Annotated in this window: 16 protein-coding genes; 4 read left to right on the top strand and 12 right to left on the bottom strand. The window is 60.4% G+C overall.

What is annotated here, in order from left to right:
• Positions 1-36 precede the first annotated feature (36 nt).
• The 5 genes from GJA_RS08410 to GJA_RS08390 all read right to left on the bottom strand — a co-directional run bounded on the left by GJA_RS08410 (position 37) and on the right by GJA_RS08390 (position 7,522).
• A complete protein-coding gene (locus GJA_RS08410; protein ID WP_051780493.1) occupies positions 37-966 on the bottom strand; it encodes a chitosanase in 930 nt (309 codons plus the stop codon).
• Positions 967-1,185: 219 nt separating this feature from the next.
• Positions 1,186-3,888, bottom strand: a complete 2,703-nt coding sequence (locus tag GJA_RS08405; RefSeq protein WP_038490926.1) for a TonB-dependent receptor — start codon at positions 3,886-3,888, stop codon at positions 1,186-1,188.
• A 91-nt stretch (positions 3,889-3,979) separates the two neighbouring features.
• Positions 3,980-5,227: an MFS transporter gene (locus tag GJA_RS08400; protein ID WP_038490922.1), complete on the bottom strand. Its 1,248-nt coding sequence runs from the start codon at positions 5,225-5,227 to the stop codon at positions 3,980-3,982.
• A 28-nt stretch (positions 5,228-5,255) separates the two neighbouring features.
• Complete coding sequence (locus GJA_RS08395) at positions 5,256-6,143, bottom strand: carbohydrate kinase family protein (protein WP_051780492.1); 888 nt, start codon at positions 6,141-6,143, stop codon at positions 5,256-5,258.
• A gap of 122 nt (positions 6,144-6,265) precedes the next feature.
• Positions 6,266-7,522 (bottom strand): ROK family transcriptional regulator, encoded by a 1,257-nt coding sequence (locus GJA_RS08390; RefSeq protein WP_038490918.1) that lies wholly within the window; start codon positions 7,520-7,522, stop codon positions 6,266-6,268.
• A gap of 261 nt (positions 7,523-7,783) precedes the next feature.
• Between GJA_RS08390 and GJA_RS08385 the strand changes: the two genes are divergently transcribed.
• Entirely contained in the window at positions 7,784-9,559 is a 1,776-nt protein-coding gene (locus GJA_RS08385; RefSeq protein WP_051780490.1) for a glycoside hydrolase family 9 protein, read from the top strand.
• A gap of 15 nt (positions 9,560-9,574) precedes the next feature.
• On the opposite strand, the gene GJA_RS08380 is transcribed toward GJA_RS08385, so the two are convergent.
• Positions 9,575-9,847: a hypothetical protein gene (locus GJA_RS08380; RefSeq protein ID WP_038490915.1), complete on the bottom strand. Its 273-nt coding sequence runs from the start codon at positions 9,845-9,847 to the stop codon at positions 9,575-9,577.
• A 158-nt stretch (positions 9,848-10,005) separates the two neighbouring features.
• On the opposite strand from GJA_RS08380, the gene GJA_RS08370 reads away from it, so the two are divergent.
• Positions 10,006-10,638, top strand: a complete 633-nt coding sequence (locus tag GJA_RS08370; RefSeq protein ID WP_144241462.1) for a hypothetical protein — start codon at positions 10,006-10,008, stop codon at positions 10,636-10,638.
• A 9-nt stretch (positions 10,639-10,647) separates the two neighbouring features.
• On the opposite strand, the gene trxC is transcribed toward GJA_RS08370, so the two are convergent.
• Together trxC and GJA_RS08360 are read right to left on the bottom strand one after the other, a co-directional pair.
• Positions 10,648-11,097, bottom strand: coding sequence for a thioredoxin TrxC (trxC, locus tag GJA_RS08365; RefSeq protein WP_038490909.1), 450 nt, complete (start codon positions 11,095-11,097; stop codon positions 10,648-10,650).
• Between the two features lie 55 nt (positions 11,098-11,152).
• On the bottom strand, positions 11,153-11,758 hold the full coding sequence (locus tag GJA_RS08360; protein WP_038490905.1) for a LysE/ArgO family amino acid transporter: 606 nt from the start codon (positions 11,756-11,758) through the stop codon (positions 11,153-11,155).
• 87 nt (positions 11,759-11,845) lie between these two features.
• On the opposite strand from GJA_RS08360, the gene GJA_RS08355 reads away from it, so the two are divergent.
• Together GJA_RS08355 and GJA_RS08350 are read left to right on the top strand one after the other, a co-directional pair.
• Positions 11,846-12,730 (top strand): LysR family transcriptional regulator ArgP, encoded by an 885-nt coding sequence (locus tag GJA_RS08355; protein WP_038490902.1) that lies wholly within the window; start codon positions 11,846-11,848, stop codon positions 12,728-12,730.
• A 108-nt stretch (positions 12,731-12,838) separates the two neighbouring features.
• On the top strand, positions 12,839-13,735 hold the full coding sequence (locus GJA_RS08350; protein ID WP_038499151.1) for an alpha/beta hydrolase: 897 nt from the start codon (positions 12,839-12,841) through the stop codon (positions 13,733-13,735).
• A gap of 111 nt (positions 13,736-13,846) precedes the next feature.
• On the opposite strand, the gene GJA_RS08345 is transcribed toward GJA_RS08350, so the two are convergent.
• The 4 genes from GJA_RS08345 to GJA_RS08330 all read right to left on the bottom strand — a co-directional run bounded on the left by GJA_RS08345 (position 13,847) and on the right by GJA_RS08330 (position 18,652).
• The gene (locus GJA_RS08345; RefSeq protein ID WP_242404487.1) at positions 13,847-14,467 is read right to left on the bottom strand and encodes a phasin family protein; all 621 of its coding nucleotides are present in this window, start codon (positions 14,465-14,467) and stop codon (positions 13,847-13,849) included.
• A gap of 361 nt (positions 14,468-14,828) precedes the next feature.
• Entirely contained in the window at positions 14,829-15,197 is a 369-nt protein-coding gene (locus tag GJA_RS08340) for a VOC family protein (protein ID WP_038499149.1), read from the bottom strand.
• Between the two features lie 63 nt (positions 15,198-15,260).
• Positions 15,261-16,868 (bottom strand): hypothetical protein, encoded by a 1,608-nt coding sequence (locus tag GJA_RS08335; RefSeq protein ID WP_038490896.1) that lies wholly within the window; start codon positions 16,866-16,868, stop codon positions 15,261-15,263.
• 179 nt (positions 16,869-17,047) lie between these two features.
• A complete protein-coding gene (locus GJA_RS08330; protein ID WP_038490893.1) occupies positions 17,048-18,652 on the bottom strand; it encodes an NYN domain-containing protein in 1,605 nt (534 codons plus the stop codon).
• Between the last annotated feature and the right edge of the window lie 35 nt (positions 18,653-18,687).

Genomic DNA, 18,687 nt, shown 5'->3' with positions numbered 1-18,687 from the left:
GACTGCGGCGATCATCGAAGGTCAGGCTTGCCGGTATTACTTCACGACCCAGCTGGTCACCTTGACGACCGCGTCGTCGGCGTTTTTAAGCGAGAACAATTGCAGATTCATCAGGTCGAGCCATTGCTGGACGCGGTGGGCGCCGTTCGGCTTCTGGTTGAATTGGTTGGTATCGACGACCAGCGCGCGCTTGGCGTAGAAATCTGTCAGGAACGTCACCTCGTCCGTGCTGGTGCTGGTGCGCTTCAACAAGCCTTCCAAGGTATTCTTGCCGCCGTCGGCCCCCTGGTTCAGTGCGGTATCGACGAAGGAGCCGATCGTCAGCGCATCGGCAAAACCGCGCTGGCTCGCTTGCTGGACGGAATATTGAATGTAGACCTTGTAGAAGGTTTTCCACATCGCATCTTGCCAAGCAAGATTGTCTTGCAATTTGGCAACACCGGCGATAAATGCCGGGCCGTCCGTCACTTTGATGGTTTTGCCGTTGGCACTAGGCGTGGCTGCTGCGCTCAGGCCGGCAAGCGCCAATCCGCCGGCGATGCTGGGCACGGCCGTGCCGCTGGCACGGTCGAAGGCGGTGAATAATTCCGGGCCATCCGGATTGGCGTCGTTCGAGCCGCCGGTAGTGGCGCCGAAGATACCGATGGTGTAGCCGCGGCCATCGCCCAGTTTTTCACAGTAACCATAAAATTTGGTCCAATCGAGCTGGTCCTGCTCGGGCTTGTTAACTAACTGCATGATGTTGTCCCATTGTTCGCCGTCCAGTCCCGTTGTATCCTTCAAGAACTGCAGCGTCGCAGCAGGGAACCTTGCATCGTGGTCGATCGCTGCCGCCACGGCGACCGACTGGGCCGCTTGCCGGCTGCTGCCGATCGGCTCGTTACCGCCGCCGCAACCGACCACCAGCACGGCGCTGGCGACGCAAGCCACTAATTGTTTGGAAAACTGCGGAAAATATTGATTCATTTGGCTACCTCTTCAGGTTATGGAGCAAAACGCCCCGGGTCACCGTTCGTATGAACAGCAATTTTTGGATGCACTCCCCCCTGGGCGGGCGGCAGCGCCGGATGCAAAACCATCAGGCGATACTCCCCCCTCCCGAGACAGGATATTATTTAAATTGAAACCAATTACAGGGTGATGCTGTTGTTCGCCAGGTCATGCCTGGCGACTATCACCGGCCGCTTAATTGGCCAGTCGTACGCCGAGGAAGAACTGCCGTCCGCTCGAATAAAATGCCTGCGGGCGCTCGGCGTTCGCGTAATACTTCAATACTGGGTTGTTCAGGTTCAATGCATCGAAAGTCACGGTTACGTGATCGTTGATCTTGTAATTGAGCGACATCGCCAGTGTTCCCATGCCTGCGGCGTATTGCGGCGAAACATTGGCCAGGCCGACCAGGAAAGAGGAGCGGTAGGTATAGGCCAGCCGCGTGCTGAACCCTTCTTTTTCGTAGTAGACCTCGGTGTTGAACGTGTTCGCCGACGAACCGACCAGCGACATGCCGTCGGCCGTGCGGCCATTGGCGTAGGTATAGTTCAGCAACGCGCCGAAGTCACGCCACAGCGGTTGCTGCCAGGCCAGTTCAACACCCTTGTTCTTGGCCGCGATGTTGACCGGCGACGTCAGCGAGAAATCGGCGAACTGATTGACCGAGGTATTCAAGTAGCGCCGGTTGCTCTGGACGAAGGTGACATACGACGGCATGTCCATGTAAAAGCCGGCCACCGACAACAACGAACGGGGCGCGAAATACCATTCCAGCGTCGCATCGACATTATTCGAACGGATCGGTTTCAAGTCGGAGTTGCCGGCCGATCCAGTGTTGTTGATATTGTTCAGCGTCACCGCCGGCGTCAACGCCGAATAATCCGGACGCGACATGGTTTTCGAGGCGGCCAGGCGGGCCACCAGGTCCTGGTTCAAGTCGAACTTGATGTTTGCGCTAGGCAACACATCGGTGTAATTGTGTTCCACCGTCAAGGCCACCGGCAAGGTGGTGGCGTCGAAGTTGTAACCCATGCTGCTTTGGCGGGTATTCGCCACCCGCAGACCGACATTGCCGCGCCAGCCGTCGCCGGCCAGGTTCACCATGCCGTAGGCGGCCGCGACCTTTTCATTGATCTTGAAATTACCCTGGTAGTTCGGTCCCAGGTCGACGCCGTTGTAGGCACTTTGCCAGGCGGCGATCGCGCCCGGTTCCAGCGTCCAGAAACGCGACAGGAAACCGGAACCGCCGCCGAGGCCGCTGCCAAAATTACCCGGCGAAACAGTTCCCGACCAGGCCGGCAAAGGCAGGGTCTGGCCCGGATTGGTAAAACAGGCATGATTCGCATCGGCCGAACAGCCGAAATTGCGGCCCTCCGACTCGCGCTTATGGGATGCGTAACGGATGCCGAACTTGGCGCTTTCCAGGTAACCGTGGCCCAGGTCGACCAGCGCATCGAGCTGTCCGTAGGCTTCGCTGTCGGCCACATGATAGGTACTGGACCAGCTGCCGCCGTTGGTGACATTGGCCGGATTGTTGAAATTGCCGGTATCGACGCCGGGGAAGGCGACATCGGCCGGGCTGCCCTTGCCGTGCATCTGGTACGACAGTCCCGAGTTGATCAGATATGCCTCGTGCCCGTAATCATGCGGGGTCTCGCCCAGGCCCTTGGTATACCCGACCTGGGTGGTGATTTGCCAGCGGTCGCTGGGCCGGTATTTGGCCGACAGGTCCAGGTAGGACGCCATCGATGCCGCTTTCGGCCGGTAGATCGAATCGCGCAAGCCGGCGATCGGCTGGTTGCCGCCTGGGCTGGCGCCGGACGGATCGAAATGGGTCGTCGGGAACGTGGCCGACACCAGCGTGTTGTTGACCACCTTGTAGCTGGTCGGCGAGATGCCGTTTTCCAGCAAGCCGGTCGGGTTGGCCAGGTAATTCGTATCCAGGTTGGTGCCGCTGAAGTGCGAGTAAAAACCGTTGGCTTCCAGCGTCAGCGCGCGGCTCGGCTTCAATTGCACGTCGAGCAAGGCGCCGCGGCGCTGGCTTTTCTGGGTGAACAGCGACGAGCCGATTTGCGCCGGATAGGCCACGCCGTTCAAGTCCGGATGCGCGGCAATGACGTCCGGATGGCTAATCGTGCCCTGTCCCAGCAAGAACAGTTCCTGGCCGTCGCGGCGCTCATTGCGCGATTCGGAAAATGCCTGGAACAGCACGCCGAGGGTCTTGTCCTCGTTGCGCCAGTTCAGCAAGGCGTTCGCATGCGGCGAGGTCTTGCCCGGCAAGTCCGCATACATGCCTTGCACCGTGGCTTCCAGCGTCAGGGTTTTCTTGAAGTCGAGCGGCTTGCGGGTGACGATGTTGACGCTGCCGGTGGTGCCGCCTTCGATCAGGTCGGCCTGCGCGCTCTTGAGTACTTCGACCGAGCCGACGATTTCGGATGGCAGCAAGGTAAAGCTGACGCTGCGTCCCACGGTGCCGCTCTGGTCGCCGACATACCAGTCGCCGGTGGCGATGGTGTGGCCGTTGACCGTGGTTTGCGTCAGGCTGGGATTGGTGCCGCGGATGCTGACCCGGTCATTCTCGGAAAAACCGCCCTGCCCGCCGGAACCGGAACTGATATTGACACCTGGCAAGCGCTGCACCGCATCGGCGATATTCTTGTCCGGCAGTTTCCCGATATCCTCGGCGGAAATCACATCCATGACGGAATCGGCGTCACGTTTCTTGACCAGCGATTTTTCGCGCGAGGCGCGCAAGCCCGTGACAACGATCTGTTCCGGCGCCGCATCGGCGGCGGGGGTTTCCGGCACATGGGCCTGTTGCGCATGGGCCACGCCCATCAGGCTGTTGAGCGCCATGGCGACGGCGATGGCGACGGGGGTGCGATGTACGATATGCATGTATTCTCCGACTACTCTTGTGGTTTAGTTATTGTGTAAAATCAGATCCCGGTGACGAGGGGTCAAGCGTCTTGCAATCCGGTGCTGCCGTTTAATGTGAGAAATCAGCGCCCTGCTGGCCAGGAGCCAAGCGCTTGCCGAATTTGAACCAGCCCGATGTTTCATTGCTGATCAATGGCCGCGCCCAGAAGCTGATCGCGAAAATAAAGCCCAGTGTCACGAACACCACGTTCATTGCGGCGCGCAGGCCGATGTGATCGCCCAGTTGGCCGACCAGCAGCGGCACCACGGCGCCACCCAGGATGCCGGTGCACAAGATGCCGGAAAAGGCGCCCTGATGGCGCGGCACGGAATTGAGGGCCAGCGAAAAGATCACCGAAAACATTACCGACAGGCAGAATCCAGCCGCCGGGAAAGCCAGGATCGCGACCCCTGCCGTGCCGTACAGCGCCAACCCGACACAAGCCAGCGCCATCACCGAAAAGATGGCCAGCACAATCTTCGAGTCGAGCAGTTTCAGCATCACCAGGCCGACCAGGCAACCCAGCGACATCAAGCCCCAGAATTGACCGACCGCGTCGGCGGCAGCGCCGGTTGCCGAAAAATGGTGGTAGGTGATCAGGAATTGCGACATCCAGTTGGCCAGCGTTTGCTCGGTGCCGACGTAGGCGACGATGCCGATGAAGAACAAGCGCACATCTTTACGGCTCAACAATTCGCGGTAAGCACCCCAGCCGCCGGCCTTTTCAGCATCGGTCAGTTCCAGCCGTGGCAGCGGCAAGCTGTAATTGATGGCGATCAAGGCGAAAAACAGTCCCGAAAACGCCCAGTAAAACACCACCCACACCAGCGCCGAACCGGCCGCGCCGGGGCGCTCCATCAGCCATTGGAAAATCACCGGGCTGACGAACGACGCCAGGCCGAACACCAGTTGCCCCATCACCGAGAAAAACGCGAACTGGGATTCGCCGCCGGTGGTGCGCAACAGCGGGTTGATCACCACTTGCAGCAGCGCCATGCCGAGGCCGATAACGAACAAGCCGCCGATGACGAAGCCATACTCGGGCTTGAGCGCAATCGCCAGGCTGCCCAGCAGGTTCAGGCCGAATGCGATCAGCAAGGTGGTGCGCGCGCCCTTGCGTTCCACTAATATGCCGCCTGGAATCGAAATCAAGCCATACGCCAGAAAAAAGGAAAATGGCAGAAAACCGGCTAAGCCGAGGCTCAGGTGGAAGTCATTGATAATGATGGGCATCAGGGGGCCGATCAAGTTGGTCACGAACGAAATGACGAACCAGATCAGCATGATGTACAGGATCAGCAGGCGGCGGTTTTTCATGATTTGTCTCTTGTTTATTTTTTATATACTAGCTGTGGGAAAGAACCGACGCGAACTCGCCGGGAACGATGGTGTGACGTGGGAAACGGGTCAGGATGGCCACCGCGGCGCGGCAACCGGTCGATAACGCTTGCGCCAAGGACGCCCCTTGCAGGCGGGCGGCCAGATAACCGGCATTGAACGAATCGCCGGCGCCGATGGTGTCGAAAATGGCGGCGTTTTCGGACGCGTGGTCTACCCGGCTGGCGTTTTGCACGCCGGTGGCGCCGCGCGGGCCGGTTTTGACGACCAGTGTCGCGCCGGGCTTCAATCCTGCGGACAGGACCGCGATCGCGCTGTCGAGGTCGGTGTTATCGGTGATGCTGAGTGCTTCGAGTTCGTTGATCAGCAAGTGGTCGCACAACGGCAGCCACGCGGCGAATTCGGCGCGGTTGGCCGTATTCCAGTTGTCGGAAGGCCAGCCGGTGTCGAGCGCCACCTGGTAGCCCAGCGATGCGACGCTGCGCATCAGTTGCGGATAATCGCGGCGCAGTGCCGGCAGCAGGAACACGCCGGTGAACAAGACGATCGCCCCCGGGCAGTCGGCTGGCGGCAATTGCTCCAGTGCATAAGCGGACGACAGGTGTTCCAGATGGCCCTGGGTGGTAAAGAAATTGCGTTCGCCGATGCCATGCATGATGCCGACCGACACCGTCGACGGCACCGGGCACACCTGCAAGTCGGTACGCAGCTCATGGAACTGGGTGCGCAGCCAGACGCCGAAGTCGTCGTTGCCGACGGCCGAGATCAGGTGCGCCGGCTGCCCGAGATGGCGCATCGCGAGGGCCGCGTTGGCCCCGGAACCGCCAGCGCGCAACTCGCTGCGTGACATGATGACTTCAGTGCCGATCTGCGGCCAGCCATCGATCGATCCCATGACGAGGTCGACGCCGAGATCTCCAATAATACTGAGGTGGGGTTTTTTAGTATCCATGGCAATAAATATAGATTGCCATCAACACCACGTCAATAAATAAATCCAATGGATGTAAGTATTTTTTACAAGCTACCCCCACGCACTCCGCCACGCTGCCCCAGCAATTCCGCCATGTCCACCTCTATGCGGCGGTCTTGTTGCAGTACGTCAATATTTGGCGCCAGCATGTCGTATAGCGGCAACACCGCGGCTCCCAAGATAGAACTGTCTTCCTGTTTTTCCGATAACAATATGCGCTCGCCACCGCCGCTCAAACCACCACGCACCGACTTCAGCAGCGGCTGGGCCAGGCGGATCAAATGCGCGACCAATACCTTCGGCGCCGAACCGCCGATAATAATCGTGCGCGGATCGAGCATGTTTTCGATGATGCCGATCGCGTCGCGCAGCCGCGCGGCGGCCTGCTTGCACCAGGCATGGAACGCAGCCTGGCTGGTATCGTTGATCAAGTCGGCGAACGGCAACTCATGGATCGCGATATCGTCGATGCCGAGCGCCTCGGCCAGCGAATGCAGCGACACATAACGTTCAAGACATCCGGCATTGCCGCAGTAACAAGGCACGCCGCCATGCACCACCGGAATATGGCCGATTTCAGTCGCATTGCCATTCGCGCCGCGGTAGGCGGCGCGGTTGACCACCAGCGTGCCGCCCAGCCCCATGCCGAAATGCATGTAAAAGAAATTGTCCATCGCCCTGGCCATGCCGAACAGGGTTTCGCCCAAGGCGCCGGCAACACTGTCGACACTGTAAAAAACCGGCAAGTTGACGGCATCGCGCAAGTCGTCGAGCACCGACATATCGCTCCACCCTTCCAGCACGGTCGGTCCGACAAAGCTGATTTCGGTCGCCACCAGCGGTCCCGGCATGGCTACGCCGATGCCCCAGATACGTCCCGCGGCGCTGCGCCGTAAATTCCCCACCAGTAACACCATCGCCGCCAGCACCCGGTTGGAATCGCGGGTATCGACCTCGACTTTGCAGCGCGCCAGCACGTCGCCGACCAGGTTGACCAGCGCCGCCGAAGCACTGCCCGGCTCCAGGCTGATGCCGATCGACGCGCCGGCGTCCGGATTGAGCGCAAACTCGATCGGCGGCTGGCCGCGCGAATTTTCAACCTTTTGACGGCGCGCCACGATCAAGCCGATCGCCTCCAGGTCATTGGTGATATTGGCGACCGTTTGCGGACTGAGTTCCACCACATCGACAATTTCCTTGCGGGAAATTGATCCTTGTTGCCGTATCAAATCCAGCACCACGCGCCGGTTATACGGCGCACTGGATTGTTGTGTTGCACCACGGCTAATGTTTCTCTTCATGTCAATAAAAATCTTTTCTAAAAGTAGCATGATACCCGACCCTCGCTCCCCAAGTGGTCTGCCCCTCCACCCGGAGAATCGTTCAACGCGGCCGGCGCCGATAAAAAATATTTCTTACATTCATTGTTTGTATTTATTTCTGATGATATTCTAAAAGAAGCATAGAAAATATGACATGAATCAACCATAAGGCTCAACATGCGATACCCGTCCCAAGCCACTTTACAAACTCATCTGCCGATCCCCATACTGACGCTGGTAGTGGCCCTCAGTTCACTGCTGGCCGCCGATCCCTTGCATGCGGCGGATTCCCCCGCCCCCGCATCGATCACCGTGCAAGTCAATCAAGTCACGCTGGAGTCGCACGGCCCCAAGAAAGCGATCGTCGAATACCTCGGCCAGCAAACCCGCGGCAGCTATCGCGTGATCCGGGACGGCAAGCAAAGCAGCGCGGGGCAATTGATACCGCTCCCGGTGTTTGACGAATGGGGCGCCGGAAAACATTACTTTGTCGCCGATTTTTCACAGGACAGCGAACCCGGCAGCTATGTCATCGAAGCCGAACTGGATGGTGAAAAAGCCGTATCGCCACCCGTCATCGTGCAAGAGAACGCCCTGTTCAACGCTACCGCCGGCAGCTTGCTGGATTACTTCCACAGCAGCCGCAATACCAATCCCAAGGACCGCCACCTGCGCATTTACAACAGCCAGCGCTACGCCGATGTCTGGGGCGGCTGGAACGATGCCGGCGGCGACACGGGAAAATATCTGTCGCATCTTTCCTATGCTAATTTTTTCAACCCGCAACAGGCATCGATGGTGACTTGGGTACTGGCAAAAACAGCAGATGCCGCGCCACAACTGTACCGCAAGGCCGGCCTTGAGGCACGGGTGCTGGATGAAGCCTTCTGGGGTGCTGATTATCTGCACCGGATACTCGATCCGCAAGGCTACTTTTATACAACCGTGTTCGACAAATGGGGCACCGACAATGCCGAACGCATGGTCACCGGCTTTGAAGGCCTCGACGGCAAATACAGCAAAAGCTACAAATCGGCGTTCCGCGCCGGCGGCGGCCTGGCCATCGCGGCACTGGCGCGCGCCGCCATCGTCGCCAACAGCAGCGGCGTGCACGGCGAATTCGGCGCAGAAACCTATCTGGCCGACGCCAAACGCGCATTCGACCATCTGCAACGGCATAACCTCGAATACTGTTATGACGGCAAGGAAAACATCATCGACGACTATACCGCGCTGATGGCCGCCACCGAGTTATACCATGCCACGCACGAGGAAAAATACCTGGCGGCGGCACGCCTCCGCGCCAGCAAGCTGAGCGGCAGGATGACGGCCGAGGGCTGGTTCGTCAGCGACAAGGGCCGCCGGCCATACTACCATGGGGTCGAAGCGGGCTTGCCGATACTGAGCCTGGTCTATTACCGCGAGATCGAAACCGACCCGCTGCGCATCGCGCGCGCGCAAAAAACGATTTCCAGCGCACTCGACGCGCAACTGCGCCTCGACAGCAAAGTCGCGAATCCGTATAACTATGCGCGTCAAACATTTCGTACCTATGACAAGGGCCAGCTTTCCAAGGAGATATACGAAGGTTTCTTCATACCTCACGACAATGAGACCGGCTACTGGTGGCAAGGTGAAAGCGCGCGCCTGGCCTCGCTCAGCAGCGCCGCGATTCTTGGCGGCCGGGTCGTCGCGCCGCAAGCCGAAGGATCGTTCGGCGTCAGTCCCGGCCTGGCCGACTTCGCCCAGAACCAGGTCGACTGGACGCTGGGCCGCAATCCTTACGGCATGAGCATGCTGCATGGCTTCGGCGTGCGCAATCCGCCCGATGCCGAAAGCGCCGGCCCGATGACCAAGGGCGGCGTGTCCAACGGCATCACCGGCAGCACCGATAGCGCCACCGGGCGCGGCATCGTCTTCGCTCCCGGCCCGGACGACAATCAATGGCGCTGGGTGGAACAATGGCTGCCGCACTCCGCGTGGCTGTTGCTGAACGCGGTCACGATGGCACGCTAAACGCCTGCGCGTCCTTCACGGCCAGGGCGCCGGCGCAGTGGAAATATATTGCGCGCCGCCTTCGGCCGGTTCCGCTTGCCGGCGCTTATCCAGATCGCCGCCGGGCGCCCGCAAACCGAGTATCTCCTTGCGCGCCTCGACAAAATCGGACGACGACAAGGGCCGCTCCCGGTCCGGCCAATGTTCGATGGCCCACTGCTGCACTTCCTCGAAGCGGCGCCACAATTCATTGATGAATGCGCGCCGCTGGTCTTCGCGCTGGTCTTGCTGCTGCTCATTGTTCAGCATGATCGCCTCCTGGTCTCTGACCTCAGCGTCTACCATAAACTGGCCCTGGCGGCTGGTCGGTGCGCTTGCGCACGATGGGCACAATCAGCCAGGCTGGGCCGGAACAAACGATATAATCGCGGTTTTCGGCGTCGTCCAGGGTCTGTATGCGTTTTGCCGTGCCACTATTATTGATGCTGTTGCCGCTGCCGGCGACGGCCAAGGACACACGTCCGGCGTCAGAGCACGAAATCAAGTCATTCGAGGCTTTTTACCGCGACCGCTTTGCGTATCAGAGCACGGCCGAGCCGGTATTGAGCGTCACGCGCGCAGCGCAAGGCAAGCAATGGCATGTGACGGCGACCGTGGATTCGGCGCCGCAGCGCGCACAAGCGCCCTTATGCAAGATGCTGCGCAGCAGCTTTGTCTACGATACGAAAGCCCCCAGGCATTGGATTGAAGAAATTCCAGCAGGACAATATGCGTGGTTCGACCGTGGTCCGGCATGCCGCCGCGCCACCGAGCCGGTCAAACTGATACAGCCGCTGCCCGATCCGCATGTCATTGCGCTGATGAACCAGCAAGCCCGCTTGTTGCAAAGCGCCCGGCTGCTGATGGCGGGCAATACCTCGTGCGCCAGACAGCGTTCGCTCAATTTCAAGCTGGCCGGCATCGATATCGGGGCCGACAAGAACACGGCCGGCATGTTCGGGCTGGTGTTTCAAAGCGACCGGGATAGCAGCGCCACGGTGTGGGTCAAGTATTACCGCAATGATTTGACGGCGTGGAACGTGACTTGCCCGGCGCCATGATGGTTGTCATCAGGAGTGACTGCGCGCCCAGGCCATGATGTTGGCCACATCCATCGCGCCGGCCTGGCGCGCCACTTCACGGCCGTTCTTGAACAGCGCCAGCGTCGGGATGCTGCGGATCGCATAGCGCGCCGCCAATTCCTGCGCCTCTTCAGTATTGAGTTTGACGACCCGGAACGCCGGCTCCAGCCGCGCCGCAGCTTGTGCGTAAAACGGCGCCATGGTGCGGCACGGGCCGCACCATGGCGCCCAGAAGTCGACCAGCACCGGGATGTCGTTGCGTTCGATATGCTTGAGGAAGCGGGCGCTGCTCACATCATGCGCTTGTCCGCTAAACAAATCCTTCTGGCATTTTCCGCAGCTTGGCTGCTGGCCCAGCCTGGTCGCCGGCAAACGGTTGACCGCGTCGCAATGCGGACAAACAAGGTGCAGCGATTCGGCTTGGGTGGTGCTGGTCATCGGGGCTTCCTGAAAACGGTCACAATATGGCCGTCAGGGTATCAGAAAAGCCGCGTCAAAAAAACAGCGATACCGCGATACTCCACATCACGACGGCAATCATGCCATCCAGCACGCGCCAGGCGACCGGCTTGGCGAAGATCGGCGCCAGGTAGCGCGCGCCGAAACCCAGCGTGAAGAACCACAGCACCGACGCCATGATCGCGCCGCCGGCAAAATAAAAGCGTCCATTGCCTTCATGCTGGCCGCCTATCGAACCGAGCAAGATCACGGTATCGAGAAAGGCGTGCGGATTCAACAGGCTGAAACCGAGGCCCATGCCGATCACCGCCCAGTAGCCGGCCGGCGTTTCCTTGCTGGCCGCGGTCAGCGCCGCCGGCCGGAACGCGGCGCGGGCCGAACGCAAGCCGTAGGCGATCAGGAAGGTGGCGCCGCCAACCTTGGCCCACAGTAAAAAGTTCGGGTTGGCCGAAATCACGCTGCCCATGCCGGTCACGCCGGCCATGATCAGCAGCGCATCGCACAAGATGCAGACGCAGACGCAGGTCAGCACGTAATGACGTTGCAAACCCTGCTTCAGCAAGAAAGCATTTTGCGTACCGATGGCAACGATCAAGCTGCCGCCCAGTCCCATTCCCTTCAAAAAAATTGCGCTATCCATCCAACTCTCCTTCACTTAAGGCATCAGCTTAAAGGATGAAGAAATATAAGTATAATGAATATTATTGACCTGATATAAGAGAAACTTATGCGCGTAGTCGACTATCGCGGTTTGGCCGCGCTCGATGCCGTGGTCGGCCTGGGCAGTTTTGAAAAAGCCGCGAATGTGCTGGCGATCAGCCAGCCGGCCGTGTCGCAGCGTATCCGCACCTTGGAAAACCTGTCCGGCACGCTGCTGCTGGTGCGCAGCCATCCGCCGCAACCGACCGAAGCGGGACAAAGGCTGATCGCCCACTATCGCCAGGTCAAATTGCTGGAAGCGGCGCTCGACGAGCAACCCGGCCAAAGCACGCCATTGCCGGCGCTGGCGATCGCCGTCAATGCCGACAGCGCGGCCAGCTGGATCCCGGAAGCGCTGGCGCCGCTGCTCGACCCGCCATCTTGCCTGCTCGATATCCGCCTCGATGACCAGGACCACACGCTGAGCCAGTTGCGCGAAGGCCGGGTATTTGCCTGCGTCACCAGTTCCACCGAATTGGTGGCCGGCACCACGGCAGTGCCGCTGGGCAGCATGTCTTATATCTGCGCCGCCTCCCCTGCCTTCGCGGCGCGCTGGTTTGCCAAAGGCATGACGGTCGACGCCGTGATGCAGGCGCCGGCGATCACCTTCGGCAGCAAGGATGCCTTGCATGAACGTTATCTGCTGCACCGCCTCGGCATCAGCGACGCCTATCCGCATCACGCGCTGGGTTCGGCGGAAGACTTCGTGCGTTTCATCGAAGCGGGTTTTGCCTATGGCATGGTGCCGCTGCTGCGCGCCGAAAGCAGCCTGGCGAGCGGCAAGCTGGTCGATATCACGCCCGGCGACGGCCTCGACGTGCCGCTGGTCTGGCATGCGTGGGATATCCAGACGCCGCTGACCCGTACCTTGTCGGAACAAGTGATCAAGACGGCGCGCAAATGGCTGCGCTAACGGCGTTGGGCTGCCGTCCAGCCGTCGCGTGATATTGCGTGCACGAATTGCGTGCACGATTCTTTTTGAATCGCATACACTTGCATTGAAGAACAAAACAGGATGGCCATGGCTACTTTCAACACCCCCCTGATCGCCGTGCTGGCTGTGGTGCCGCTGCTGGCCGGCATGGTCGCGTGTTCGCCGTTGACGGCAATTAATGCTTTATCTCCCGGCAGCGCGTCGCACATCACGCTCGACTTGCCTTACGGTAGCGGGCCGCGCCAGCAACTCGATATTTATGCCCCGAAAAACCCCACAGGCCCGTTGCCGGTGGTGCTGTTCTTTTACGGCGGCAACTGGACCAGCGGCGAACGCCGCGATTACGCTTTCGTCGGCCATGCGCTGGCGTCGCGCGGCATGGTGGCGGTGATCGCCGATTACCGCCTTTATCCCGATGTGCATTACCCTGAAGTACTGGAAGACGCGGCGCTGGCGCTGAGCTGGACCGCCAGGGAGGCGGCCCGCTACGGCGGCGATCCGCAACGCCTGTTCGTCATGGGGCATAGCGCCGGCGCCTACAATGCGGCGATGGTGGCGCTGGACTCAACATTGCTGGCCAAACACGGTTTGCAGCCCTCGATACTGCGCGGCTGGATCGGCCTGGCCGGGCCTTACGATTTTATTCCGATCGAAAACAAGACTACCCGCCCGGTATTTTTTTTCCCGAACACGCCTGCCGATTCGCAGCCGATCAACCACGTCACTGCGACCGCGCCGCCAGCCTTGCTGATCGCGCCCCAGCAGGACACGCTGGTCGATCCGGTGCGCAATACCGGCGGGCTGGCAAAAGCATTGCGCACCGCCGGCGTGCCGGTGACGGAATTACATTTCGATAAAGTCAGCCACGCCACGCTGGTCGCCTCGCTGGCGGCGCCGCTGCGTTTCCTGGCGCCGACACTGGATACGGTGCAACAATTCGTCGACAGCGATGGCGGTAGCAAGCCTGTCGCTCCTGCCAAATAGCGTGAAAACAAATAGAAAGACATAAAAAAAACGCCTGCCCAATTTCTTGGACAAGCGCATATTGCTTAAGTCACACAGGCCACCGCATCATGCCCGTTGTTCAACTCGCTATTACTCCTTGCGCGAGCCGGTCGACGACGTTTTGCTGCCGGCAACGCCGCTTTGGCCAGCACTGCCTTGTGCCGAACCGCTGTGCAGATTGCTGCCTTGCGCTTCACGGCTTTCGGTGCCGCCCGATTGATTGCCCTGGCCGCTTTGCAGGCTTTGGCCGGCGCGCGACGACTCGGCGCGTGCGGCGTCACGGTGCTGGGCGCCATCGCTGAAACGCTGGAACGGTTCCGAGATGCGCTGGATGGCATCTTGTTGCTTGCGCACCGATTTTTCGGTTTCTTCCGTAGCAATGCGGGCAACTTCTTCCGCCAGCGCTTTGGCCGTGCGGCTGGTTTCCACGATGTGATCTTCAGCCACCTTGGCGAAATCAACTTGCGTATCGGCCGCCAGGCGCGACACGTGCTGTTGATACACGCGCAGTTTTTCAGCCGCAGGTTGGGCATGGGCCGCCGCGACGTTGAAGATTTCTTCGGGTTTTTCCGACGTCAGGATTTCATGGCTGGTATTGGTGCCTTCTTCCAGCAAGGTTTGCGCCAGTTGCAAATTCAGGTCGGAGAATTGTTGAACCGAACGGAACAGCGATTTGGACAGGTCGTTAAAGAAAGACAGATGTGCTTCCAAATGGTTTTTGGCGGCGGGTGAGACGGAGCGGGAATATGGGTACATAAAGAGGCCTCAAAAAAGTGTTATCAGAATGGATTGGAATTGTTAAAGCGTTGCATGAAGACAGGCCCGTCGATTGTGTCGAAGGCCGCATCGCAGCAACATGCTCAAGCTGAAACCAGATCGATTGACGACATGTCTGCAGCGAGAACTGCTAGGCTACGTGAGCAGGGGATATCAAGACATGATCTTGATCAAAGGTGTGCGACTGAGCGCTTATTCGCTGAAGAAGATGGACTATGCGATAACGTAAGGCATTGCTACGCGCGCACGGACTCAGCGCCAGCCTGCGGCGCCGGGGTCATGCATGGCTTGCCGATCACGCTGCCGGAGCGTGGCACACCGCTTCGATATTATGGCCGTCCGGGCCAATCACAAACGCGCCGTAATAATCGGGATGGTAAATTTCACGGATGCCGGGCGCGCCATTATCGGTGGCGCCGGCGGCCAGCGCAGCTTGATAGAAATCGCGCACCTGGCCCCGGCTGGCCGCGATGAAGGCGAGGTGCATCGGCGCCTGGACTGGCACGCCCTTGCCGAACCAGAATTCCGGCTTGCCATCGCGGCCAAAACCGGCCCAGCCTTGCACTTCGGCCAGCAGGGTAATCTCCAGCGGCGCCAGCGCGGCCGAAAAGAAAGTCTTGCTTGCATCATAGTCGCTGACGCTGAGTCCGATATGGTCGATAATCATCGCTGCCTTTCACCGTGAATGAAATAATAGACATTATTATAAAGTCTCTATTATCCGGCTTCAAATTTTTGGCGGGCTGGTACCGGCGGCCAATTTTCCTGAAACATAGACGCCCTGGCTGACCCCCATCAACAGCAAGGTATTGCTGTCGAGTACAGGGAACGCAGCCGCATCGGCGATGCGCCAGATGACATACATCGATATCACCACCGTAAAGGCAAACAGCTGGAATTTGAGCAAATCGAAGGTGCCGTTGGTGCTCAGCATGCGCCAAAAACTGTCGCCGGAGCTCTGCGGCGGCAGCACTGCCGTCACAGCGCAGGCAGGCGTATTGGCAACGCCGGTACCGGTCGCGATCCAGCGCGCCAGCACGCTGCCGGCACCGGCGATGCCGAGCAGTCCCATCATTTCAGTGGCCATCGTCAGCAAATTGCCGGCCACGATAAAAACATAAAAAAAGCCCCACATGGTAATGCTGGTCCAGACGAAGATTTGCATCAGCGACAAGCTCGGTTCGCCATCGGCGCCGATGAACATGCCGGAAAACCAGCGCGGCGGCCCATCGAGTCGCGCTTTCAAGCGTTGCCCGCGCGCATACATGACGCCGCCCAGCATCATGCCGGTCAAGCAGGTCGCGCCCAGCGCGGCGTACAGGCGGCCGATCGCGTGAAAACCGCCCAATGCGATATAGCGCCCGTCGGAACTGGCCACCGCGACCCGCAGCGGCGCCGAAAACTCGTAGGCGACCGGCAAGACATTACTCGGCAGCGCCACCATCACCCGCGCCGAGCCGGGCACACCGGGAGCGGTTTGCGCAACCCCGGCGCGCAGCCAGTTGAGATCGCGGCTGGCGGCCCAGGATGCCCCTCGGTCGCGCAAGACGCAGGCCGCGATGGTGACGCCCTGGGCGCTGAAATTGATGCCGGACTGATTCGCCTCGATGGCGATGTCAGCCAGGCCCGGCTGGCCCGAGACGCGCACCGGCATCAGCGTCGGCGGCGTGTCGGCAACCCAGTACGACACGCTGACCGGCTGCAAGGTGGCCAGCGCCTGCCCGCTGCCGAGCGCCAGGCTGCCAAGCACGGTGCCGGCCGGCACCATGGCTTGCCTCACGTCGCCGCTCTGGATGATTTGCGCCCGCGCATCGGACTCGATTTCATAGATGACGTCGTCGGCCGGACCGAAGCGCAGCGGTTCGATGCTTTGCAGCAGGAAGTTGACGCCGCCGCGCCGCAGCAGCAGCGCGCCCTCGACGCGGAATTCGACATTGCCGCGCGCCTTGCTCAACAACAATGGCTTGCCGGACAGCGGCAGCAATTGGCCGGCGGCCGGCAGGCTGGCGCCGGGTATATCCAGTATCAATGGACCGGCCGCCACGACTTTTAACAAGCGCGCGCTGGGCGGATTTTCGGTCAGCAGCGTCTTGTTGCCCTGCACCACGTCAACCGGCGGCGGCACCGGCAGCAGCGTGACGGCGCTATTGACGCCGATTTCCAGTGGCGGAAAGCAGGCCGCCAGCGCCAGCGCGCCGGCCCGGTCCAGCGGATCGCGCTGCGGCGAGTCGAACGCCAGGCGTGAAATACCGAGGCCAATAATGAACAGGCCCAGATACGTCGCCTTGGCGGCGGGACTGCGCAAGTCGTGCAAGGTCCAGAAGTGGAATGCCATACAGCCCTCCCCTACAATCGCCAATGGCCAAGATATACGCTGATGGAAGGAAGGGAGTTTGCGGCGTATCAGAAATACGCCACGAAGAGGGCTAAGCGAACTGCTCCGACGCAATTAACCATGCCGGCAACGCAGGCTAGCGTTGCCGGCATCGGCTGGTTCGGCCGCGGCGCCGGTGTTTATGCCGCGTCGGACGGGCTTGCTTTCTTGCGCGGAGTACGGCTGCGCGCGGCCGGCTTGCGGGCCGGTTTGGCGGCCGTTTCTTCGGTCGCGACGACCGCTTGCTCGACCACTGCGGCTGGCGCTTCCGGCACCGCCGCTGGCGCTGCGTCAGGCACCGGCTTGGCCTTCCTGGCCGCCGGCTTGCGCGCGGCGCGGGCTTTGGCGGCCGGTTTGGCTTCCTCCGGCGCCAGCTCGACGATGACAGGCGCTACTGTCTCGATCACCGGCTGCGCGACGACTGCCACCAACTCGACCGTCTCGGCCGGGGCATTGCCGCGATTGCCGCGCTGATTGGCTTGCCGTTCGCGGCCGGAAGCGGCACCCGCTTCCGCCGGCTTGCGCCCGCCGCGTCCATTGCGGCGCGCATTGGCGCTGCGCTGCTGGCCCTTGTCCGTTTCCACAACAGCGGCAAGCTCAGGCGCTGGCAAGTCGAGCGCTTCTTCCATCGGCAGCACCGGCTGCGCCGCTTCGGCAACGTTGCCATTGCCATTGCCGCGCTCCTGGCGGCTGAAATCGTTTTGCTTGCGTCCGCCACGCCCATTGCGGCGCGATTCGCGCTTGCCGCCGCCATTGCCGGCATTATGGCTGGCAAGCACATTGCCATTGACTTCAGGCGCTTCACGGCCATCGCGCGCGTCGCGTTTATTGCCGTTGACTTCGTCCGCTTCGACCGCTTCCATGCTGTCGGCCGCGTCGGACAAGGCAAGCACCGGCTCGTTGCCAACTTCGGCGGCCACGGCCGCGGCGCTGCTGCGGTAAACATACGCGCCGGATTTTTCATCGCGGCCGAATTCCAGCAAGCCGCGCGCCTGCGCTTCTTCCAGCAAGTTGCCGAAGGTGCGGAAGCCGTAATACGATTCGCTGAAATCGGGCTTGCGCCGCTTGATCGCCTCCTTCAGCATCGAGGCCCAGATCTTGCCGCTGTCGCCCCGTTCGGACACCAGCGCATCGAAGGTTTCGACCGCCATGTCGATGGCCTGGGTCTTGCGCGACTCGTACTTTTCCTTGCGGCGGTTTTCTTCGTCCGGCGTGCGCTTGGCGGCCGGCGTTTCCCGCGCATCGCGCTTGGCGGCGGTGCGGCGGCTTTCGCGCACCAGGTCGTCGTAAAAGATGAATTCGTCGCAGTTCGCCACCAGCAAGTCGGAAGTCGATTGCTTGACGCCGACGCCGATCACCTGCTTGGCGTTTTCGCGCAATTTGGACACCAGCGGCGAAAAATCGGAATCGCCGCTGATGATGACAAAGGTGTTGACGTGCGACTTGGTGTAGCACAGGTCCAGCGCATCGACCACCAGCCGGATGTCGGCCGAGTTCTTGCCTGACTGGCGCACGTGCGGAATCTCGATCAATTCGAAATTCGATTCGTGCATGGTGGATTTAAAACTCTTGTAGCGATCCCAGTCGCAATACGCCTTCTTGACGACAATACTGCCCTTCAGCAGCAAACGTTCCAGGATGGGTTTGATATCGAACTTCTCGTAATTCGCGTCACGCACGCCGAGAGCGACGTTTTCAAAGTCGCAAAACACGGCCATGCTGAGGTTTTCCGGTGATGAAGCCATAAGTTATTGTTCTCGATTGATGGGTTGGCCTATCG

Origin of the sequence: Janthinobacterium agaricidamnosum NBRC 102515 = DSM 9628 (assembly GCF_000723165.1) — a bacterium.
Lineage (GTDB): Bacteria > Pseudomonadota > Gammaproteobacteria > Burkholderiales > Burkholderiaceae_D > Janthinobacterium > Janthinobacterium agaricidamnosum.
This window is presented reverse-complemented; position numbering and strand designations above follow the sequence as displayed.